This window comes from Camelimonas fluminis (assembly GCF_014656355.1).
Taxonomy (GTDB): domain Bacteria; phylum Pseudomonadota; class Alphaproteobacteria; order Rhizobiales; family Beijerinckiaceae; genus Camelimonas; species Camelimonas fluminis.
The window spans coordinates 80,691-97,885 of sequence record NZ_BNCG01000004.1 but is presented as its reverse complement, the minus strand read 5'-3'; the positions used below and the strand labels follow the sequence as shown (position 1 = coordinate 97,885).

Below are 17,195 nucleotides of genomic sequence, written 5' to 3'. Positions count from 1 at the left end.
CCAGGCTCACGGCCTGCGAGCGTCAGTCGTGAACGGCCGAATCCACCTCGGCGCCGCGGCCATACATGCGGATCATCTGCGGAATGTCCGGACGCACCCGGCACTGATGACCATAGAGCTTCCGCAAGGCCGCGCTGAAACGGCCGCCCCGACCAAGAATGTCGTCGGCGAAGCCGATCATCCGCGAGTTCGGCCACATCTGCGGCCGCACCTGCAGGATGCGGGCGAAAATGGTTTCCTCATCGGATTCGGGATGATCCTGGAGCAGCAGCGTCGCCATGGCGGCGGTGGAGCGCGACACGCCCATATGACAATGCACCAGCAGGTGATCCTGCTTGTCCGCCACCAGATCGATGGTTTCTCCGAACTCCAGCAAGCGGATCACATCCTTGCGCTCGGGCAGGATCATGCCGGCGGTGGGCGCGATGATGTCATGGAAGCGCATGGTCAGGCGGCGATGATCGCCATAGTCGCCGAATGCTTCCGGCTCCTCGCGGTCGGGATCAAGGATGGACAGCACGTGGGTGACCGATCGCGCCCGCTGGTCTGGCAATTCATCAATGCCGCAGACGACGAACTTGTCCCGGATGCTTTCGCGCATGCCTGTCTCCTCTCCCGCCATATATATTCAGTCGCGGTTACGGCATTGCGCCGGACCTGTCGACCCCCGGCCGCGGGCAGCCGCCATGCGCCGCCGCTGCCCACGGCAGGCCGTAACGTCAACCCGCGAGGAGTCGATACATATACGTGGGATACTGGATTCATTACAGTCAAGTTAACGGGTTTGACCAAAATATGACAATGCGCATGTGGAGAAATACCCGTGCGCCGGATCAAATTTGCTTCATTACGGATCATTAATTTGAAATGGGCCGGAGGGCGCCCCACATTCCTGACATCTGTTCTGGAGGACTGACGAACATGAATAAAGTTTTCGCCGCCCTTACCCTCAGCGCCGCTCTCGCCGCCTCTGGCGCGGCCTTTGCCCAGCAGGCTGACGGCGCCAAGGCTGGCCAGCCCGCCCCAGGCAAGCACCAGCGCATCAGCGCCGACGACCGCGCCGCGCTGACCGACGCCCGCATCGCCGGCCTGAAGGCTGGCCTCAAGCTCAACGCCGACCAGGAAAAGCTGTGGCCGGGCGTGGAAAAGGCCCTTCGTGACGCCGCCCAGGCCCGCGCCGAGCGGATGGCGAAGTTCAAGGAAGAGCGCAAGGAAGCCCGCGAGGAAGGCAAGAAGGGCGATTTCGTCGAGCGCCTGCGCATGGGCGCTGACATGGCCACCGAGCGCGCCACTGAAATGCGCAAGCTCGCCGACGCGGTCGACCCGCTCTACAAGACCCTGGACGACAGCCAGAAGCGCCGTCTCGGCATGCTGCTCCGCGCCAGCGCCCCGCATATGGGCCACAAGCACGGCCAGCGCCACTAACGCCAGCCCATGTCGTGAGGCCAGGACGTCCTGGCCTGAAAGGCGCATGCGCCATCCGGCCTGACGTCTGGCGGTCACCCGCCAGACGCCCTGATCCAGGCCTCATCGCCGGGGCCGGAGCAGAGCCGGCCCGGGCGGCCAGCGAGCGAATTCGGATCGACCGGATGGTTCCGTCTGATTGGGAAACGCTCCAGTTCACCCGCTCTTCGCGGATTTTGCAGACCCCGCCTCTCTACAACCGGATGACGCCGCCGCGCGTTGTCCGGTTTTTTTCTGCGCCAACGCCCGTCAGGCGCCGATTGCAGGTCCGCGCCGCCTCCCCTGCCCGAAAATGCTTTGGGGTCTTGCTATCCTGGCCACCGCGCATGATAGACAATGTCAACGCGTCCTGACGGCTGGCGCTCCCCTGCGGAGTCACGGTCGTGCGGGACAATGAACATAACGATCAACAAGACGGGCCAAAGCCAGGCGCCCGAACCGGCCCGGCGCAGACCACGCGGTCCTGCGTCTGCCGGCGAAGCGCCGCCCATGACCGGAGACGGGCGCCTGTCCGCGACCGGTCATGGCGTCAGGGGGCGACGGGCGTTCCGGAATGAACGCGTCGCGCCCGGGGCGTCCGCCGGCGAGGGAGAGCCATGTTTCTGAAATTCTTCACAGAACTGCGCGGCGCCAAGGTGCCGGTATCCCTGCGCGAGTATCTGACCCTGCTCGAAGGGCTTGATCAGGACCTGGCCGAGAAGAAAGTCGAGGACTTCTATTACCTGTCGCGCGCCTGCCTGGTGAAGGACGAGCGCAACCTCGACAAGTTCGACCAGGTGTTCGGCAAGGTGTTCAAGGGCCTGGAGAAGGTCGGCGAAGCCATTGAGGCCGAGGAAATCCCCGAGGAGTGGATCCGCAAGATGGCGGAACGCTACCTCACGGAGGATGAGAAAAAGGAAATCCAGGCGCTCGGCTGGGACAAGCTCTGGGAAACGCTCAAGGAGCGGATGAAGGAGCAGAAGGAGCGCCACCAGGGCGGCAACAAGTGGATCGGCACCGCCGGCACCTCGCCTTTCGGCGCCTATGGCTACAACCCGGAAGGCGTGCGCATCGGCCAGGACAAGAACCGCAATTTCTCGGCGGTGAAGGTCTGGGACAAGCGCGAGTTCAAGGATCTCGACGACGAGGTCGAGCTTGGCACCCGCAACATCAAGGTGGCGCTGCGCCGCCTGCGCAAATTCGCCCGCACCGGCGCGGCCGAAGAACTGGACCTCGACAGCACCATTCACGAGACGGCCAACAAGGGTTACCTCGACGTGCAGTTGCGCCCCGAGCGGCGCAACGCCATCAAGGTGTTGCTGTTCCTCGACGTCGGCGGCTCGATGGACTGGCACGTGGAGAAGGCGGAGGAGCTGTTCTCGGCGGCGCGCAGCGAATTCAAGCACTTCGACCACTTCTATTTCCACAACTGCCTGTATGAGCGCGTGTGGAAGCAGAACAACCGGCGTTTCCAGGAAGTGACCCCGACCCAGGACATCATCCGCACCTTCCCGTCCGACTATCGGGTGGTGTTTGTCGGCGACGCGTCGATGAGCCCGTACGAGGTGACCATGCCTGGCGGCTCGGTGGAGCACTGGAACGACGAGCCGGGCAAGGCGTGGCTCGGCCGCATGATCGACCATTTCCCGAAATCGATCTGGCTGAATCCGGTGAAGGAAGAGCACTGGAACTACACCCAGTCGATCAGCCTGATCCGCGACATCTTCGGGCATCGCATGTTCCCGCTGACGCTTGAGGGTCTCGACAAGGCGATGCGCGAACTGTCCCGCTGACCAGGACGCCTGTCGCAGGTCTGGCGCAAACAGGCGCCAGCCTTCAGGGCCAGCGGTTTTGCCTGACGCCTTTCCGGGCGGGGCCCTCTCGCCGGCATCCACTTCCGTCACGGCCGGGCTTGTCCCGGCCATTGGCAAAAGTGGTCGAACGTGCGGATGATGCGCCCGGATTGCCTGTGACAGGCGTGGGCATGACGCGACGTAAAATGGCCCCTGTGGGCAAGCGCGTTCAATAACGCCTGCGCGCCCTTCTGGCGCCTGCGCGTCATTCCCGCGCGCGAACATTCGCGCGGCAAGCCGTCCTTAACGGTTGCGACGGGCGTCACGCCGCCGGGCAATCGTCCGCCATGAGCGGCTGCAGCATGCTGTTGCGGTTGCCTTCGGTGTCCTCAAAAACAATGAAGCGGCCGACGCCGGGAATATCCATCGGCTCACCGTGAATCTGGCCGCCGTGCTGGCGGACCCGTTCGATGGCCGGTTCAAGCTGCTCCACGGCGATCACCACCGAAGTGGCGGCGTTCGGCATATCCGGGCATGGTGTGAAGAAGCCGCCGCCAATGGCCCCCCGGCTCCCAGGCCCCGGCGCATCGGCGTCAGCCGTGGTAGCCAGCAAATAGTTGCCCATGTCCTCGCCCAGTTGCTGCATGTTCCAGCCGAAGGCGCCGGCATAGAACGCGGCGGCCCGGGCCCGGTCGTGGGCTGGCATCTCGAAATGAACCACCGGACACATGACAGGATGCCTGGCGGCATGGATGGCGGCGCTCATCGACTTCCCTCCCCAATCCTCTGCGGGCGTTCTCGCGGATGGCGCGCTGCGCCGCGCCATGAAAATCGCGTTGCATCACAAATGGCGGGCAAATCCGGCCCGGCGCGACTGGCCCCGCCTGAACCGGCAGCAGCATACGCGCATGTAAGTTGATATCAACATAAAATCACGCCAATATGGGGAGAGCCTTCCGGAAAGGTGGAGCGGAAAGTCAGGAACATGGAACAGCGGGCTGTAGCGGAGATCGGGGAAACAGGTGGTCTGGGCGGCCGGAGCACGCATGCAGGCTTCGCCGACACCATCATGGTGCGCGACGCCTGCCTGTGCCTGCATATACAGCGGGCCGCGCGGGTGTTGGCGCGGCGCTTCGACGAAGCGTTCCGGCCCTTCAACCTTACCAATGGCCAGTTTTCGCTGCTGATGGCGCTGAACCGTCCCGAGCCGCCAACCATCGGCGCCGTCGCCACGGTTCTGGCCAGCGACCGCACCACCCTTACGGCGGCGCTGAAACCACTGGAGCGGCGCGGACTGGTGACGACGCAATCGGATCCGAAGGACAGACGCTCGCGCCGCCTGCAACTGACCCCGGCTGGGCTGGCGTTGCTCGGAGAGGCCCTGCCGGTCTGGAAATCGGAGCATGCGGCGCTGGAAGCCCAGCTGGCGGCGGCGGGTTTTCCGGCCGACGCCCTGCGCCTGGAGCTGGCTGCGCTGGAAGCGTCCTGAACGCCCGGTCCGGCGCGACGTTCGACCGGACGATTTCGTCTTGCCGGAAAGCGCTCTGGCGCGCGCCGGGAAAGGCGCATGACCTTTCCCGTGAAGCGGAGCCCCCAGGGGCCCGCTGGAGCGGAGGGCGTCTCAGCGCCAGCCCCGCCCATGGTCAACCGTTGCCCTGTTTGCCGTTACTGTTGGCCGTTACTGTTTGCCGTTACCCTTGGCGGACCGGCGTATGGACGACAAGCCCGTCGAGTTCGGGCGTCATGAAAATCTGGCAGGAAAGGCGCGAGTTCTCGCGCACGTCGAAAGCGAAGTCGAGCATGCCCTGCTCCATGTCCTCCGCCGGCCCGACGCGGTCTGTCCATTCGTCGTCCACATAGACATGGCAGGTGGCGCAGGCGCAAGCGCCGCCGCATTCGCCGATAATCCCGGGAATGTCATGTTTCAGGGCGACTTCCATGACCGTGGCGTTCGGCGCGGCCTCAACCGTGCGCCGCTCGCCGTCCGCATCCACATAAGTAACGCTGGGCATACCCTCTCCTGCTGTGCCTTGCATCGCGCCCGTGTCCGGACGCCGGTTATTATGGTTCACGTATTCCATATCTCCCCGGAGCCCGTCGGCGCCACTCCTTTTATAGACAGATCCGGGCGCCCGGGGCGCGGGTTTTTCCAGCCCGCCCGTCGTGAGGCCGGCGCGCCACAGGCGTCGCGATGATGCGTCCTGGCCGCCGCCACATTGATGGACGATCTGTTAACGTCATGAAACATCTGGTAAAAAAGTCGTTAACGACGTTCGAAGGTCGAGGCTGGCCAAGGGTTTTAATGGCCCCGGCCCAGAACTACACTTGCGGCAGTAAAGATGGGTGAGGTGTCTGTGGAGAGGTGCGTCCGGCGCGCCCTCGTCGCGGACACCGGTTTTCCTGGCCAGGCCAGGTTCAAGAGGCGGCAGAATGTCGAAGGACAAGAAGCTAAATGATCCCGCGGCAGCGGCTTTGTCAGCTCTGGAAAAGGAGCTGCTTGGCGCCGGGCTGGGCGATCTTGAGCGACTGACTCCGGTCAAGGCGCCGGGGAGCGTTGCTTCCGGCAATCCCGTGTCTGCCAGTGAGCCCCCGAAAGACAAGGCCGTCGCCCCGGCTGCGCCCGTTTCGACAGGCGCGACCACGGTCGCGGCTCCGGCCCCGGCCGCCAGCAAGACGGAGCCGCCTGTCGCGGCGACGTCTGCACCGGCTGGGACCACCTCCAGCCCCGCAAAGCCTGAGGCCGCGCCTGTGACGACGAGCGGGAGCGCGCCCATCGCCCCGACGCGTCCCAGCGCGCCTGGCCCGGCCGCGCCGTCACGCGTCACAACCACCGGCAAGGAGCCTGTGGCGGAGGTTGGCAAAACCCGGATCGCCGCCGCCGGCGCCAGCCTTGAGACGAAAACCGCCGACCAGAATTCTTCCGCCGCGCGTTCTGCCGACGCAGGCGGCCCATCTGAAGCCGACAAGCTTGGCGCCCCTGTGAAGCCCGTAACCCAAACGCCGGTTGCGACGCCAGCCGCCGCGAGCGAGCCCGGCAGGGTCGAGTCGTCCAGGACCGAACCGTCCAGGACCGAGCCTGGCAAGACCGAGCCTGGCAAGACCGGGCCTGACAAGACCGAACCCAACAAGACCGAGCCTGGAAAATCCGCCGCTCCGACGGGCGCTCCTGCGCGGGCTCCGGCTCCGTTGCCGGGCGCTGCTCCGGTCGACCCGGTGCGCTTGCCACGCATTGATACGCCTGCCTCGCTGAGCCGTTCGACCCCGGTCCCGCCGACCCCAGCCTCCACGTCCATGCCTGCGGCGGCCAGAGGCGCCAGCGCGGCGGCGGCGTCCACGCCTGCCGCGACGCCTGCTCCCGCGAGCGGCCGCGTCGCTGGCGCGCCGGCGATGATGACCGCGGGCGCCACCGCGCTGGCCATCCAGCCGGACCTTCCGGCCAGGACAGACAACAACGCTGAAACCGCTGCAAAGCCCGGCGCGAAGACGACCGACGCCGGCAAGACCGGCGACGTCGGGGCCTCCGGCGCCGCGGCTGGCAAGGCGACGGAGTCGTCCGCTGACGCGGCCCCAGCCACTGAAAAGCCCGCCCGCGCCGCGCCTGAGCAGCGTCGGGTCGTCTCACCCGACACCAGCCGCGTCGCCAATGACGACCGGGTGAGCGTGGAAGCGCTCGCCGGGATTGGCCGCGTCCGGGCGTCGCGCACGCCGTATCTGGCGGCGCTGTTCGCCTCTGTGTTCTGGCTGGCGGCCGGCGGCCTGGTGTTGTCCGACCAGCTTGGCCTCGCGGGTCTTGCCCCGCAGGAGATGATCGCCCGCCTTGGCCCGATGCGCGGCGCCCTCGCTGGCGTCGCCCTGCTGGCGCCCGTGTTTCTGTTCTTCCTGATCGCCGCCATGGCGATCCGCGCGGCGCAGATGCACCAGGCTTCGCGCGCCATGCTCGGCGCGGCCGTGCGCATGGCGCAGCCGGAATCGCTGGCCTCCGACTCGGTGATGTCGCTGTCCCAGGCCGTGCGCCGCGAGATGGCGGCGATGGGCGATGGCGTCGAGCGCGCCCTGGCCCGCGCCAGCGAACTCGAAACGCTGGTCCGCAGCGAGATTTCCACCCTTGAGCGCTCCTACGCCGACAATGAGGTGCGCATCCGCGCCCTGGTCGAGGAACTGAGCGAGCAGCGCGACGGCATCATTTCCAACGCCGAACGCGTTCGCGCCGCCATTGAAGGCGCCCACCAGCACATCACCACCGATCTGCTCACCGCCAGCCGCAGCATCGCCGAGGCCGTCGCCGCGGCCGGCGGTCAGGTCACCGACTCGCTCGCCGCGCGCGGCGCGCAGATCGCGGAATCGCTTGGCAAGGCTGGCGACCAGATGGTCGACCAGCTGACAGCGCGCGGCGCCGATCTGGTGGACCGCATGAGCACGACCAGCGGCTCCGTATCGAAGTCGCTGACGGAGAAGTCGGAAGCCATCGAAAAGTCGCTTGGCGCCGCTGGCGAGAAGATGACGGCTGGCCTGGCCTCCGCCGCCGCAGACGTGTCGCGCCAGCTCGCCGCCACCGGCGAGACGGTCAGCAAGTCGCTCTCCGAGCGCGCCCGCGACGTCAACGAGCGTCTGCAGACGTCCGGCAAGGAACTGAGCGCCTCGCTCTCCGCCGGCAGCGAAGATCTGCGTCAGAAGATCGAGGGCGCCGGCAAGGTTGTCGTCGAGATGATCGGCACGCGCGGCGGCGGCCTCGCCGACCGCCTGGTTGGCGCTGTGGAGCGCCTTGGCGCCACCCTCGCCGACAACAGCCAGAAGCTGGAAACGACCCTGGCCGCCTCTGGCGACCGCTTCACCTCGCAGCTCGACGCTCACAGCGCCTCGGCCCGCAAGGTGTTCGAGACCAGCGTCAGCCAGCTCTCCGGCAGCTTCGAGCAGCAGAGCATCACCCTGCAGAAGGCGCTGGCCGCCTCTGGCCAGCAGCTGGCCTCGCTGTTCGACGCCCGCACCACCGCCCTGCGCTCCAGCTTCGAGGACACGGTCGGCAAGCTCGGCAAGGACGTCACCAACCACGCCGACCTGCTGGAAGGCCTGTTCGCCCGGTCGACCGACGCATTCGCCACGGTGCTGGACGAGCGCAGCGCGACCCTGCGCGGCGCCATCGACGCTGGCGTCACCCGCATCGGCCAGGAGGCGAAGACCGCCGCCGCCGACATCGAGAAGACCATCGCCACCTCCGGCGCGCGCTTCAGCGGCCTCGCCAATGAGCAGAGCGGCAAGCTGCGCGTCACCTTCGACGAGACCTTCGGCCGTCTTGGCTCCGATGTGGAAACTTACGTCGAGAAGCTGCGCGCCACCTTCGGCGAGACCTCCGGCAAGTTCAGCTCCACGCTCGACGCCCACAGCAAGGCGACGATCGAGGCGATCGACTCCAGCCTTGGCAAGGTGTCGGAATCGTTCCGCGTCAGCAGCTCGGAAATGCAGAACCTGCTCGCCCAGCAGGCGGCGGACACGCACGAGAGCATGGCCAACAGCGGCCGCGAGGTCATCGTCGCCCTCGCCCGCCAGGCCGCGCGCGTCAACGAGGCGCTGACCAACAACGCCACCACGCTGACCGACAACCTGCACACCCGCGCCCGCGAGGCCGAGGAAGCGCTGTCGGCCCAGTTCAACAGCCTGGACGCGCGCGTCATCGCGCCAGCCGGCAAGATGGTGGAAACGCTGGTTTCGACCACCGACGACCTCAGCAAGCGCATCGACGGCAGCATCGCCCGCATCGAGACGATCGTCGTCGGTCGCGGCGAGGGCCTGGCCGAGAAGCTGGCCCGCGAAGCCAGCCGCGCCGCCGAGATCATCGACACGCGCGTCAGCACCTTCGAGGAACGGGCCACGACGCGCAGCGCCGAGCTCACCCGCGTGCTTGATGAGGCCATCGGCTCGCTGGACAAGAACCTGGCGGCGCGCGCTTCAGCCATCAGCCAGTCGCTGGAAACCCGTTCCGGCGAGATCGCCCGCGTGCTGTCGCATGGCGGCAGCGAGGTGGCCGGCGCCCTCACCACCAAGGCGGACGAGATCAACGCCGCCATCCTGCGCCACACGGCCAACCTCGCCAGCCTGCTGGTGGGCCGCGCCGACTCGATCAACGTCACGCTGGGCAACCGCGCGGTGGAGATCAGCGAGGCGCTCGGCAAGCACGTCGCCACGTTCGAAAACGCCGTGGCCAGCCGCCTCGACAGCGTCAATGGGGCGCTCACGGCGAAGAGCGATCGCCTGGTCGACGCGCTCGACCAGCGCCTGGAGAGCATCACCAACGTGCTCGACGAGAAGGGCGGCAAGCTGGTGGGCGATCTCGACGCCCGCAGCCACGACATGGCCAATCTGCTCGACACCCGCACCAGCAGCTTCCAGAAGTTCATGGGCGGCCAGCTGGAGCGTCTGCAGGGCGTGTTCGGCGACCACGCCGACCGCATGGGCGGCGACATCACCGCCCGCCTGGAGAGCCTCATCGGCGATCTGGACAACAAGGGCGAACGCCTGGTGCTGGCCATCGAAAGCCGCGGCAAGGAAGCCGGCGCACGCCTCGACAGCCAGACCACCCGCCTGGAAGAAGCCGTGGACGCCTCGCTGGAGCGAATCTCGTCCAGCTTCGCCAGCAAGACCGGCTCGGCAGTCGCCGCCCTCGGCGCCCGCATCAACGACCTGGTCACGGACTTCGACGGCAACGCCCGTCGTCTGGCCGGCGAGATCGAGCAGCGTCAGGGCGCCCTTGCCGGCGCGCTGGAAAAGCAGGCCAGCCAGATCGACGAGGCCGTCGGCGCCACCCTCACCCGCATCGCCGGCTCGTTCGCCGAGCACGGCGGCGCCGTGGCGGCGACCCTTGGCGCGCGCATCAGCGGCATGCTGGCCCGCCTTGAGGACAATGGCCGCGCCCTCATCAGCGCGCTCGACGAGCGCCAGAGCAAGCTGGCCGAGAACCTGGAGGCGCAGACGTCCGGCATCGAGGGCGCTGTCACCAGCTCGGTGGAGCGCATCTCCGGCGCCCTGCAGTCGCACGGCGGCTCGGCCGTCGCGGCGCTGGGTTCGCGCATCGACAGCCTGATCGGTGATCTGGACCGTCGCGGCGACCGCCTGGCGAGCACCCTCGACAACCGCGGCCGCGATCTGGCCGTGCTGATCGAGCAGAAGACCGAGGCCCTTGAAACGGCCATCGACGCTTCAGCCCAGCGCCTGTCGACCGTGTTCGACACGCGCGGCGAAGCGGCGAACCGCAACCTGACCGCCCGCCTCGACGCCATGATCGGCGACTTCGACTCCCGTGGCGGCAAGTTGCTCGGCGCGCTCGACAGCCGCGCGCTGGAGATCGCCGGCCTGATCGATGGCAAGACGGCCTCGCTGACCTCGTCGCTGACCGAGTCGGCGGAACGGCTCGCCAGCCTGTTCGACCGCCACGGCGGCGCGGCGGCGGCGGCCCTGGGCTCGCGCATCGACGAGCTGGGCGGCCTGTTCGACGAGAAGGGCGCCAGCATGATCGGCCTGCTGTCCGGTCGCGGCAGCGAGATCGCTGGCGTGCTGGAGCAGACCACTGCCCGCGCGGTGGCGGCGCTCGACGCCCAGATCAGCCGCCTCAACAACACCGTGCAGAGCCATGGCGTGGCGGTGAGCGGCGGCCTGTCCGGCCAGATCGACCGTCTTGCCTCGCTGTTCGACGAGCGCGGCTCCGCGCTGGTTGGCTCCCTGGGCGCGCGCGGCGATGACATCGCCGACGCCATTGCTCGCGGCGCCGGCAATCTGGAAGCACGCGTCGGCGGCCAGCTGGCTCGCCTGGACAATGTGTTCCAGGGCTATGGCCAGTCGATTTCCGCCGTCATTGGCGAACGCGTCCAGGTCGCGGGCGAAACGCTCGATGCGGCTGGCGCGTCGCTGGTCGAGACCATCGACGCCCGCGCCCGCCTGCTCGACAACCTGCTCGGCCTGCACGCCGGCCGGATTGGCGAGTCGCTGGTGACGCAGATCGACCGTCTGGAGACCACGTTGACTGAACAGGGCGAGCGCCTTGTCGGCTCCGTGGACGCCAGCGCCGACAAGCTGTCGGGCGAAGTCGCCCGCATCAGCGAGGCGGCCACGCAGACCATCGGCGCCAGCGCCGGGGCCATTGCTGAAGCGGTTCGCGATCGCGCCGCCGAAGCGTCGCGCAACTTCGCCGCCTCGGCGAAGGATATGCGCGCCGCCATGGACGCCGCCGCCGACGACCTGCGCGCAGCCGTTGATACGGCGGCCCGCGCCGCCGCCACGGCGGTCACGGAAGCTGGCGACAAGCTGCGCGCCGACGCTGACAGCGCCACGAGCACGGCCGTCACCGCCTTCAACGAGGCTGGCGACAGGCTCGGAACCGGCGCCAGCACAGCCGCCAGCCAGGCGGTCGCCGCACTTGCCGGCGCGGGCGAGAAGCTGCGCGCTGGTGCGGAAGCGGCGTCTGGCGCCGCGGTCGCCGCGCTGACCGAAGCTGGCGAGAAGCTGCGCGCGGAGGCCGAAACGGCCGCGAGCACGGCGGTTGTGGCCATCGCCGGCGCAAGCGAGAAGCTGCGCACGGAGACAGGCGCGGCCACCAGCACGGCCGCCGCCGCCTTCGCCGAAGCTGGCGACAGGCTGCGCGCCGAAGCCGGCGACGCCGCCGCCACCGCCACGACGGCGGCGGATGGCCTGCGCGTCGCCCTCAGCTCCGCCGCTGGCGCCATGGTCGCGGCCCTGGCCGAGGCGGGCGACAGGCTGCGCACGGACGCTCCCGAGCTGATCGAGCGCCTGACCCAGGCCAATCGCCAGCTTCAGGAGGTCAGCGTCCACGCGGCCCGCAACCTGACCGCCATCGAGAATGGCCTGAGCAGCCGCGTCACCGAACTCGGCGCGGTTCTCAGCGCCGTGACCGATGGCGCCGGCGGCGCCTCGCGTGACCTCGCGGAGCAGATTGCGGCCATGAAGTCGGTGGGTGAAAGCACCCTGACGGAAGCCTCGGCCATCGCCGCCCGCTTCGGCGAGGAAAGCCGCGCCCTGTCGGCCCTCGCCGGCGAGCGCATCGCCGCGCTGCGTGACAGCGTCGGCCGACTGGAGGAGGCCGAACAGCGCCTGGCCGCCGGCATGGACGGTAAACGCGAGACACTGGACGCCATGACCGGCGCCATCAGCGAACGCACGGCTGACGTCGAACGTCTGGCTGGCGCCTTCACCGCCCTGATGGAGAAGTCGATCAGCAGCGCCGAACAGCGCGCCAGCCAGATCACGGCGCTGTTGCGCAAAACCTCGGACGAGGCGGCTGAAAAGCTCTCCGCCCAGTACGACGCGTTGCGCTCCGCCGCCGAACAGCAGCGGGAGAACGCCACCGAGACCATGCGCGCCACCTATGAGAGCGCCGTGGCCGAAGCCGGCAAGGCTATCGAGCAGACCACCGCGAAGTTCCGCGGCGTCGCCGAGGACGTGCGGTCGATGGCCGCAACCATCACCAAGGATCTCGAGGTGACGCGTTCGGAGATCGCACGCGGCGTGTTCGAATTGCCGCGCGACACGCAGCAGTCCACCGCCGCCATGCGTCGGGTGGTGGCCGAACAGATCCGCGCGCTGAACGAACTCAACGAGATCGTCAACCGCGCCGGTCGTACGCGCGGCGACGCGCCGGCGGCTCCGGCCCCTGCCCGCCCGCAGCGCGCCGCGCAGCCGGCGGTTCAGGCGCCGCAGGCCGCGACCAAGGCGCCGCAGGCTGCCGCCAAGGCCTCCCAGGCTGCCGCCCAGCCGGTAGCTGACGACAGCGCCCCGCTGGCATGGCCGGTCGCCTCGGCGGCCAGCCGCGCCCAGGCCGCAGCGCCGGCGCCGGCTGCTCCCGCCCGTCGCGAGCAGGCCCCCGCGCCGGCTGCGCGCCAGCGGGAAGAAGCGCCGACAGCCCGCGCTGAAGGCGGATGGCTCTCGAACCTGCTGACCCGCGCCTCTGACGAGGTCGACGACGCAGGGCAGCCGCAGCCATCGATGAGTTCAGCCGAACTGCTCGACACCCTGTCGATCGATATCGGCGAGCTGATCAATACGACGGCGCTTGAAGCCGCCTGGGCGCGACGCAACCGTGGCGAGACTCACGCCTTCGGGCTGGATCTGTACACGGCGCGCGGCCAGAAGATCTTCGACGACGCGCGGGCCCGTTACCGCATCGACGCCGAATTCCGCCAGACGGCCGACCGCTATGTGGAGGAATTCGACCGGCTGCTGGTCGAGGTGCGCAAGAGCGACAGGGATGGCGCCATGGCGCGCAATTACCTGACCTCGGACACCGGCAAGGTCTACACCATCCTGGCGCATGCGTCGGGCCGGCTGGACCGGGCCTGATCCGCAAGCCGGCGGGGCTTCCCGCCGGGCTTCGCTCCCTCAGGTTGGGGGGCCGACTTGCCGGCCTGTCAGCCAGTTCGTGACAACGCCGCTTTCACCTTCACCCGCGACCTGCCCCGGCCATGCGCCGGGGCTTTTTTTATGCTGGTCCCGCCGCGTCTGGCGCGGTCAATGAATTTGTGTATTATTTTAGTATACTTAAGATATATTTAAATAATTCAGAAAACAGCACACTGGGAAGATGGAAAAATGCTGAAATATTTTCGGCTTTATATCCTGACGTTTATCCATTGCCTCGCATTCATCCCGACATCCATATCCAGACCGCTGGAGGGGTTCGATCTGGCGCTGGCGCACGAACCGCCGTTCCCGGTGACCGCATTCTATGAAACGCCAGCAGACATCACGTCGCTTCCGGCTGGGACCGTCATTCGCAGCGACATCATCGCGGGACCCGGGAACGCCGTTGCCTGGCGGGTGCTGTATGTTTCGGAGCGCTGGAACGGCGAGCGCGTTCCAGCCTCCGGGCTTGTTCTGACGCCCCTTGTCAAACAGGGCGGGGAACGGCGGGGAACCATCGCCTGGGCGCATGGCACCACCGGCGCGGCGCGCGGCTGCGCGCCCTCCCTCGCGCCCAATCCGGCAAGGGAGTTGACGCAGCGCGGCGGAGAGGAGCGGCTCCCGATTGACATCGGCATCCCGTTCCTGGCCGACTGGCTGGCCAGAGGTTACACGGTTGTCGCGCCTGACTATGCCGGGCTGGGATCGAATACGGCGCATCATTACATGGTTGGCGACGATGAAGCCCGGGACGTCCACAATCTGGTGCGCGCCTCACGCGCGATCACCGGAACCGGCCATGGCGATGACATCGCATTGATCGGCTGGTCCCAGGGAGGGCACGCCGTCCTGTTCGCCGGCGAGATCGGGCCAGCGTATGCGCCGGACAATGCGATCCGCGCCATCGTGGCGCTGGCGCCCGGCTCCACGGTCATCATGGCTCCGGAGCAGACCAACGCCTTTTTCGCGGCGAAAACGCCCTACCCGTACCTGATCGGGCAAAGCTATCTGGACGCGTACAAGCTTGACCCGCGCCTGTTCACCAAGGTCGGTCACAAGAACCTGGCGGCGGCCCGCAAAGGCTGCGTCGTCTCCCTGTTCAGGGACGTATCCCGCAATCCGGGCGATGGGTTGGCCGGTCCGGTCATGAACAATCCTGACTGGGTGAGCGCGCTGACCCGCAACAATGCGGGCCTCAACCCGTCGCAAACTCCGGTTTTCATTGTCCACGGCAGAAGCGACACCGTCGTGCCGCCAGCGGCGACAACCGCTTTCGTGGAACGGGCGCGGCAGGCCGGAACCGATGTCACCGTCCATTGGATCGACAACGCTGGCCATCGCGACCTGTTCCGCACCGCGAAAGCCGACATCATCAACTGGATTGAAAGAAGTCTTGCCCGGCCGGACGCGCTGCGGAAATAACGGCGTCGCAGTCCAGATGGCAAAGCGCCGTCGCGCCCTCCTGGACAATAGGCCCGCCACAATTGTCCGGCAAGCAGAAACGCATGCGCAAGGAAGAAACAGCTCAGGGCCTGCCTGGAAATGCCTGAAAGGCCCCTCGTCCCGGCAATCGCGCCGGGCCCGTCGGGATTCACCGCGACCGGCCCCCATAAGGTTCTGGCGCCGCGCCGGACCAGGGAACAACCCGGTTCGCCATGAGCGGATTTTGTCCGCCCTTTTGCTTCCGGCCTTCGCGCCAGCACGCGGCGTCGGGGTTACGCGAGAGCCGGCATCCGATCACCGGGCGTCCCTCGCCCGGTACCGGGCCGAAACGACCCCAGGCTTCCCTGTCATGGACAAACCCTTGCGCAACAGAGCGCTCCAGTCTGTGGGAAACCGCTTTACCGTCGCCCGCCCGATGCCCAGCGGACGATCTGCACCATCACCTGTTGCAAGGCGTCGTCCAGGGCGTGGCTGGCGTTGGCGGCGTCGATGGCGCCGCTCACCGGGACCTCGGCGCGGAAAATCCGGGCGGCGGAGACCGGACCACTGGCCTGGACAATGCGCGCGGTGATCTCCACCACCGCCGTGTTGCGGGCGGCGTCGATCTCGAAGGCGCGCAGTTCGCTGGCCAGCATGGCCCCGGCGTTGGCCAGGGTTGACGGACGGCCAACGGTGGCGATGCGGCTGCCGTTCTCGAAGGTCTGGATCAGGCGCGCCTGCACCAGCGCCGGCAATTTGTCGGACCACTGGCCGCCGCCGACGAAGCTGACCGACGCGCCCTGGCGCACGATGATGCGCTCGCTGTTGATCGGCTGCAGCGCCACTGGCTCGGTGACGGCGAGCTGGCCGCCGCCGCCGATACGCCCGAAGTCACGGGCGGCCGAAAGGTCGAAGGTAGCTGGCGCGGGACCGCCGCCACAGCCGGCGAGCAGCAGGACGCCGCCAAGCGCCAGCGCGAGCCGCGTGGGATGCAGGGCGCGGATGTCAGGAGCCTTCCACATTACTGGCGTCCGTTAAATTGCGGGATCGACGGCTTCGCCCCGAAGATGAACTGCTGCGGATTCTGGTTGATGCTGCGCAGGGTGCGATTGATTTCACCCAATGTGCGCTGGCTGTCCACCGTCAGGTTGCGCACCTCGCCCAGACCAGAGCCGGTGAAGCGGTTGAGACCAGCGGCGACCTCGGCTGTGCGCCTGTCGAGGTTCTGGGCCAGTTGACGAATGGAGTTGGCCGCCTGGGTAATGGCGTCGACAGCGCCCTGGCCGCTGGTGGAGCCAAGGAAGCTCTGCACCGCCTTCAGCACGCCCTCGACCTGATCCGAGGCCTTGTTGATCTTGGCGGTGATGGAAGCAACGTTGTCAACGGTTCTCTGGACGTTGGCGCTGGAGTTCCCGAGCGCCGCCGTGAACTTGTCAGCGTTGGCGACGATGGTGCGCACCTGCTTGGCATCGATCTCGCGGGCGATGCCGTCGAGGCTCGCCGCCAGCGCCTTCACCTGATCGGCGGCGGGGCCAACGCTGGACAGGAACTTGCTCACGCCCTCCGAATTGTCGCCGAGCGCTTTCGAGAACTGGTTGATATTGCGGATGGTGTCGTCAATGGCGGCCTGGTTCTGGTCGATGATGACCGAGAGTTTCTCCGCCACTTCATTGGCGCGCTTGGCGACGTTGCGGGCGCTTTCCAGAATGTCCTGGAAGTCTGAACGCTCGGCCATGATGGTGCAATCCGGATCGGGGCACGGCTTGAGCACCGGCGAATCCACGGATCGTCCCACCAGCGCGACAGAACCGACGCCCGAGACGATCTGCACATCCAGCAGCGCCCGCGTGTCCTTGCGGATCTGCAAATCGCGGCTGACGTCAATCGTCGCGATCACCAGGCGCGGGTTCTCCGGGTCGAACGACACCGCCCTCACCTCGCCAACGCGTATGCCATTGAAGGTAACGAGCGAACCCGGGCCGAGACCCGATACTGAGCCGGTGAAGGCCACCCTGTAGGTGACGCGGGAATTGGCGTTCTGTCCACCGCTGAACCAGTAAACGAACAGGAAGCCAGCGGTGATCACTGCAAGTGTAAACAGGCCGATCAGGGCGTAGTTGGCGCGCGTCTCCATGC

Annotated in this window: 11 protein-coding genes; 6 read left to right on the top strand and 5 right to left on the bottom strand. The window is 67.4% G+C overall.

The features are described from left to right. Positions 1-22: 22 nt before the first annotated feature. Entirely contained in the window at positions 23-601 is a 579-nt protein-coding gene (locus IE243_RS07530; protein WP_191318743.1) for a tyrosine phosphatase family protein, read from the bottom strand. A gap of 320 nt (positions 602-921) precedes the next feature. Here IE243_RS07530 and IE243_RS07525 point away from each other — a divergent pair, with 320 nt between their 5' ends. After that, complete coding sequence (locus IE243_RS07525) at positions 922-1,425, top strand: Spy/CpxP family protein refolding chaperone (protein WP_191318742.1); 504 nt, start codon at positions 922-924, stop codon at positions 1,423-1,425. A 635-nt stretch (positions 1,426-2,060) separates the two neighbouring features. After that, positions 2,061-3,236, top strand: coding sequence for a vWA domain-containing protein (locus tag IE243_RS07520; RefSeq protein ID WP_191318741.1), 1,176 nt, complete (start codon positions 2,061-2,063; stop codon positions 3,234-3,236). Positions 3,237-3,558: 322 nt separating this feature from the next. On the opposite strand, the gene IE243_RS07515 is transcribed toward IE243_RS07520, so the two are convergent. Next, entirely contained in the window at positions 3,559-4,002 is a 444-nt protein-coding gene (locus IE243_RS07515) for a VOC family protein (RefSeq protein WP_244642946.1), read from the bottom strand. On the opposite strand from IE243_RS07515, the gene IE243_RS07510 reads away from it, so the two are divergent. Together IE243_RS07510 and IE243_RS07505 are read left to right on the top strand one after the other, a co-directional pair. Beyond that, positions 3,989-4,150: a hypothetical protein gene (locus IE243_RS07510; protein ID WP_191318740.1), complete on the top strand. Its 162-nt coding sequence runs from the start codon at positions 3,989-3,991 to the stop codon at positions 4,148-4,150. The genes IE243_RS07515 and IE243_RS07510 overlap by 14 nt on opposite strands. A gap of 155 nt (positions 4,151-4,305) precedes the next feature. Continuing rightward, a complete protein-coding gene (locus IE243_RS07505) occupies positions 4,306-4,725 on the top strand; it encodes a MarR family winged helix-turn-helix transcriptional regulator (RefSeq protein WP_244642975.1) in 420 nt (139 codons plus the stop codon). Between the two features lie 202 nt (positions 4,726-4,927). Here IE243_RS07505 and IE243_RS07500 read toward each other — a convergent pair whose 3' ends face one another. Beyond that, positions 4,928-5,248: a 2Fe-2S iron-sulfur cluster-binding protein gene (locus IE243_RS07500; RefSeq protein ID WP_191318738.1), complete on the bottom strand. Its 321-nt coding sequence runs from the start codon at positions 5,246-5,248 to the stop codon at positions 4,928-4,930. A gap of 418 nt (positions 5,249-5,666) precedes the next feature. On the opposite strand from IE243_RS07500, the gene IE243_RS07495 reads away from it, so the two are divergent. Further along, positions 5,667-13,577 (top strand): apolipoprotein A-IV repeat region-like domain-containing protein, encoded by a 7,911-nt coding sequence (locus tag IE243_RS07495; RefSeq protein WP_191318737.1) that lies wholly within the window; start codon positions 5,667-5,669, stop codon positions 13,575-13,577. 249 nt (positions 13,578-13,826) lie between these two features. Continuing rightward, positions 13,827-15,059 carry an alpha/beta hydrolase family protein gene (locus tag IE243_RS07490; RefSeq protein WP_191318736.1) on the top strand — a complete coding sequence of 411 codons (1,233 nt, stop codon included), beginning with the start codon at positions 13,827-13,829 and terminating at the stop codon, positions 15,057-15,059. A gap of 419 nt (positions 15,060-15,478) precedes the next feature. On the opposite strand, the gene IE243_RS07485 is transcribed toward IE243_RS07490, so the two are convergent. Both IE243_RS07485 and IE243_RS07480 read right to left on the bottom strand, forming a co-directional pair. Continuing rightward, positions 15,479-16,081: an ABC-type transport auxiliary lipoprotein family protein gene (locus IE243_RS07485; protein ID WP_191318735.1), complete on the bottom strand. Its 603-nt coding sequence runs from the start codon at positions 16,079-16,081 to the stop codon at positions 15,479-15,481. Then, on the bottom strand, positions 16,081-17,193 hold the full coding sequence (locus IE243_RS07480; RefSeq protein WP_191318734.1) for an MlaD family protein: 1,113 nt from the start codon (positions 17,191-17,193) through the stop codon (positions 16,081-16,083). Before IE243_RS07480 ends, IE243_RS07485 begins: the two co-directional genes overlap by 1 nt. Positions 17,194-17,195 lie beyond the last annotated feature (2 nt).

What these genes read in the sequence shown, in the direction of transcription:
- IE243_RS07530 (WP_191318743.1), bottom strand. Translation starts at nt 601, where the DNA reads ATGCGCGAAAGCATCCGGGACAAGTTCGTCGTCTGCGGCATTGATGAA.
- IE243_RS07525 (WP_191318742.1), top strand. Translation starts at nt 922, where the DNA reads ATGAATAAAGTTTTCGCCGCCCTTACCCTCAGCGCCGCTCTCGCCGCC.
- IE243_RS07520 (WP_191318741.1), top strand. Translation starts at nt 2,061, where the DNA reads ATGTTTCTGAAATTCTTCACAGAACTGCGCGGCGCCAAGGTGCCGGTA.
- IE243_RS07510 (WP_191318740.1), top strand. Translation starts at nt 3,989, where the DNA reads ATGGCGGCGCTCATCGACTTCCCTCCCCAATCCTCTGCGGGCGTTCTC.
- IE243_RS07515 (WP_244642946.1), bottom strand. Translation starts at nt 4,002, where the DNA reads ATGAGCGCCGCCATCCATGCCGCCAGGCATCCTGTCATGTGTCCGGTG.
- IE243_RS07505 (WP_244642975.1), top strand. Translation starts at nt 4,306, where the DNA reads ATGGTGCGCGACGCCTGCCTGTGCCTGCATATACAGCGGGCCGCGCGG.
- IE243_RS07500 (WP_191318738.1), bottom strand. Translation starts at nt 5,248, where the DNA reads ATGCCCAGCGTTACTTATGTGGATGCGGACGGCGAGCGGCGCACGGTT.
- IE243_RS07495 (WP_191318737.1), top strand. Translation starts at nt 5,667, where the DNA reads ATGTCGAAGGACAAGAAGCTAAATGATCCCGCGGCAGCGGCTTTGTCA.
- IE243_RS07490 (WP_191318736.1), top strand. Translation starts at nt 13,827, where the DNA reads ATGCTGAAATATTTTCGGCTTTATATCCTGACGTTTATCCATTGCCTC.
- IE243_RS07485 (WP_191318735.1), bottom strand. Translation starts at nt 16,081, where the DNA reads ATGTGGAAGGCTCCTGACATCCGCGCCCTGCATCCCACGCGGCTCGCG.
- IE243_RS07480 (WP_191318734.1), bottom strand. Translation starts at nt 17,193, where the DNA reads ATGGAGACGCGCGCCAACTACGCCCTGATCGGCCTGTTTACACTTGCA.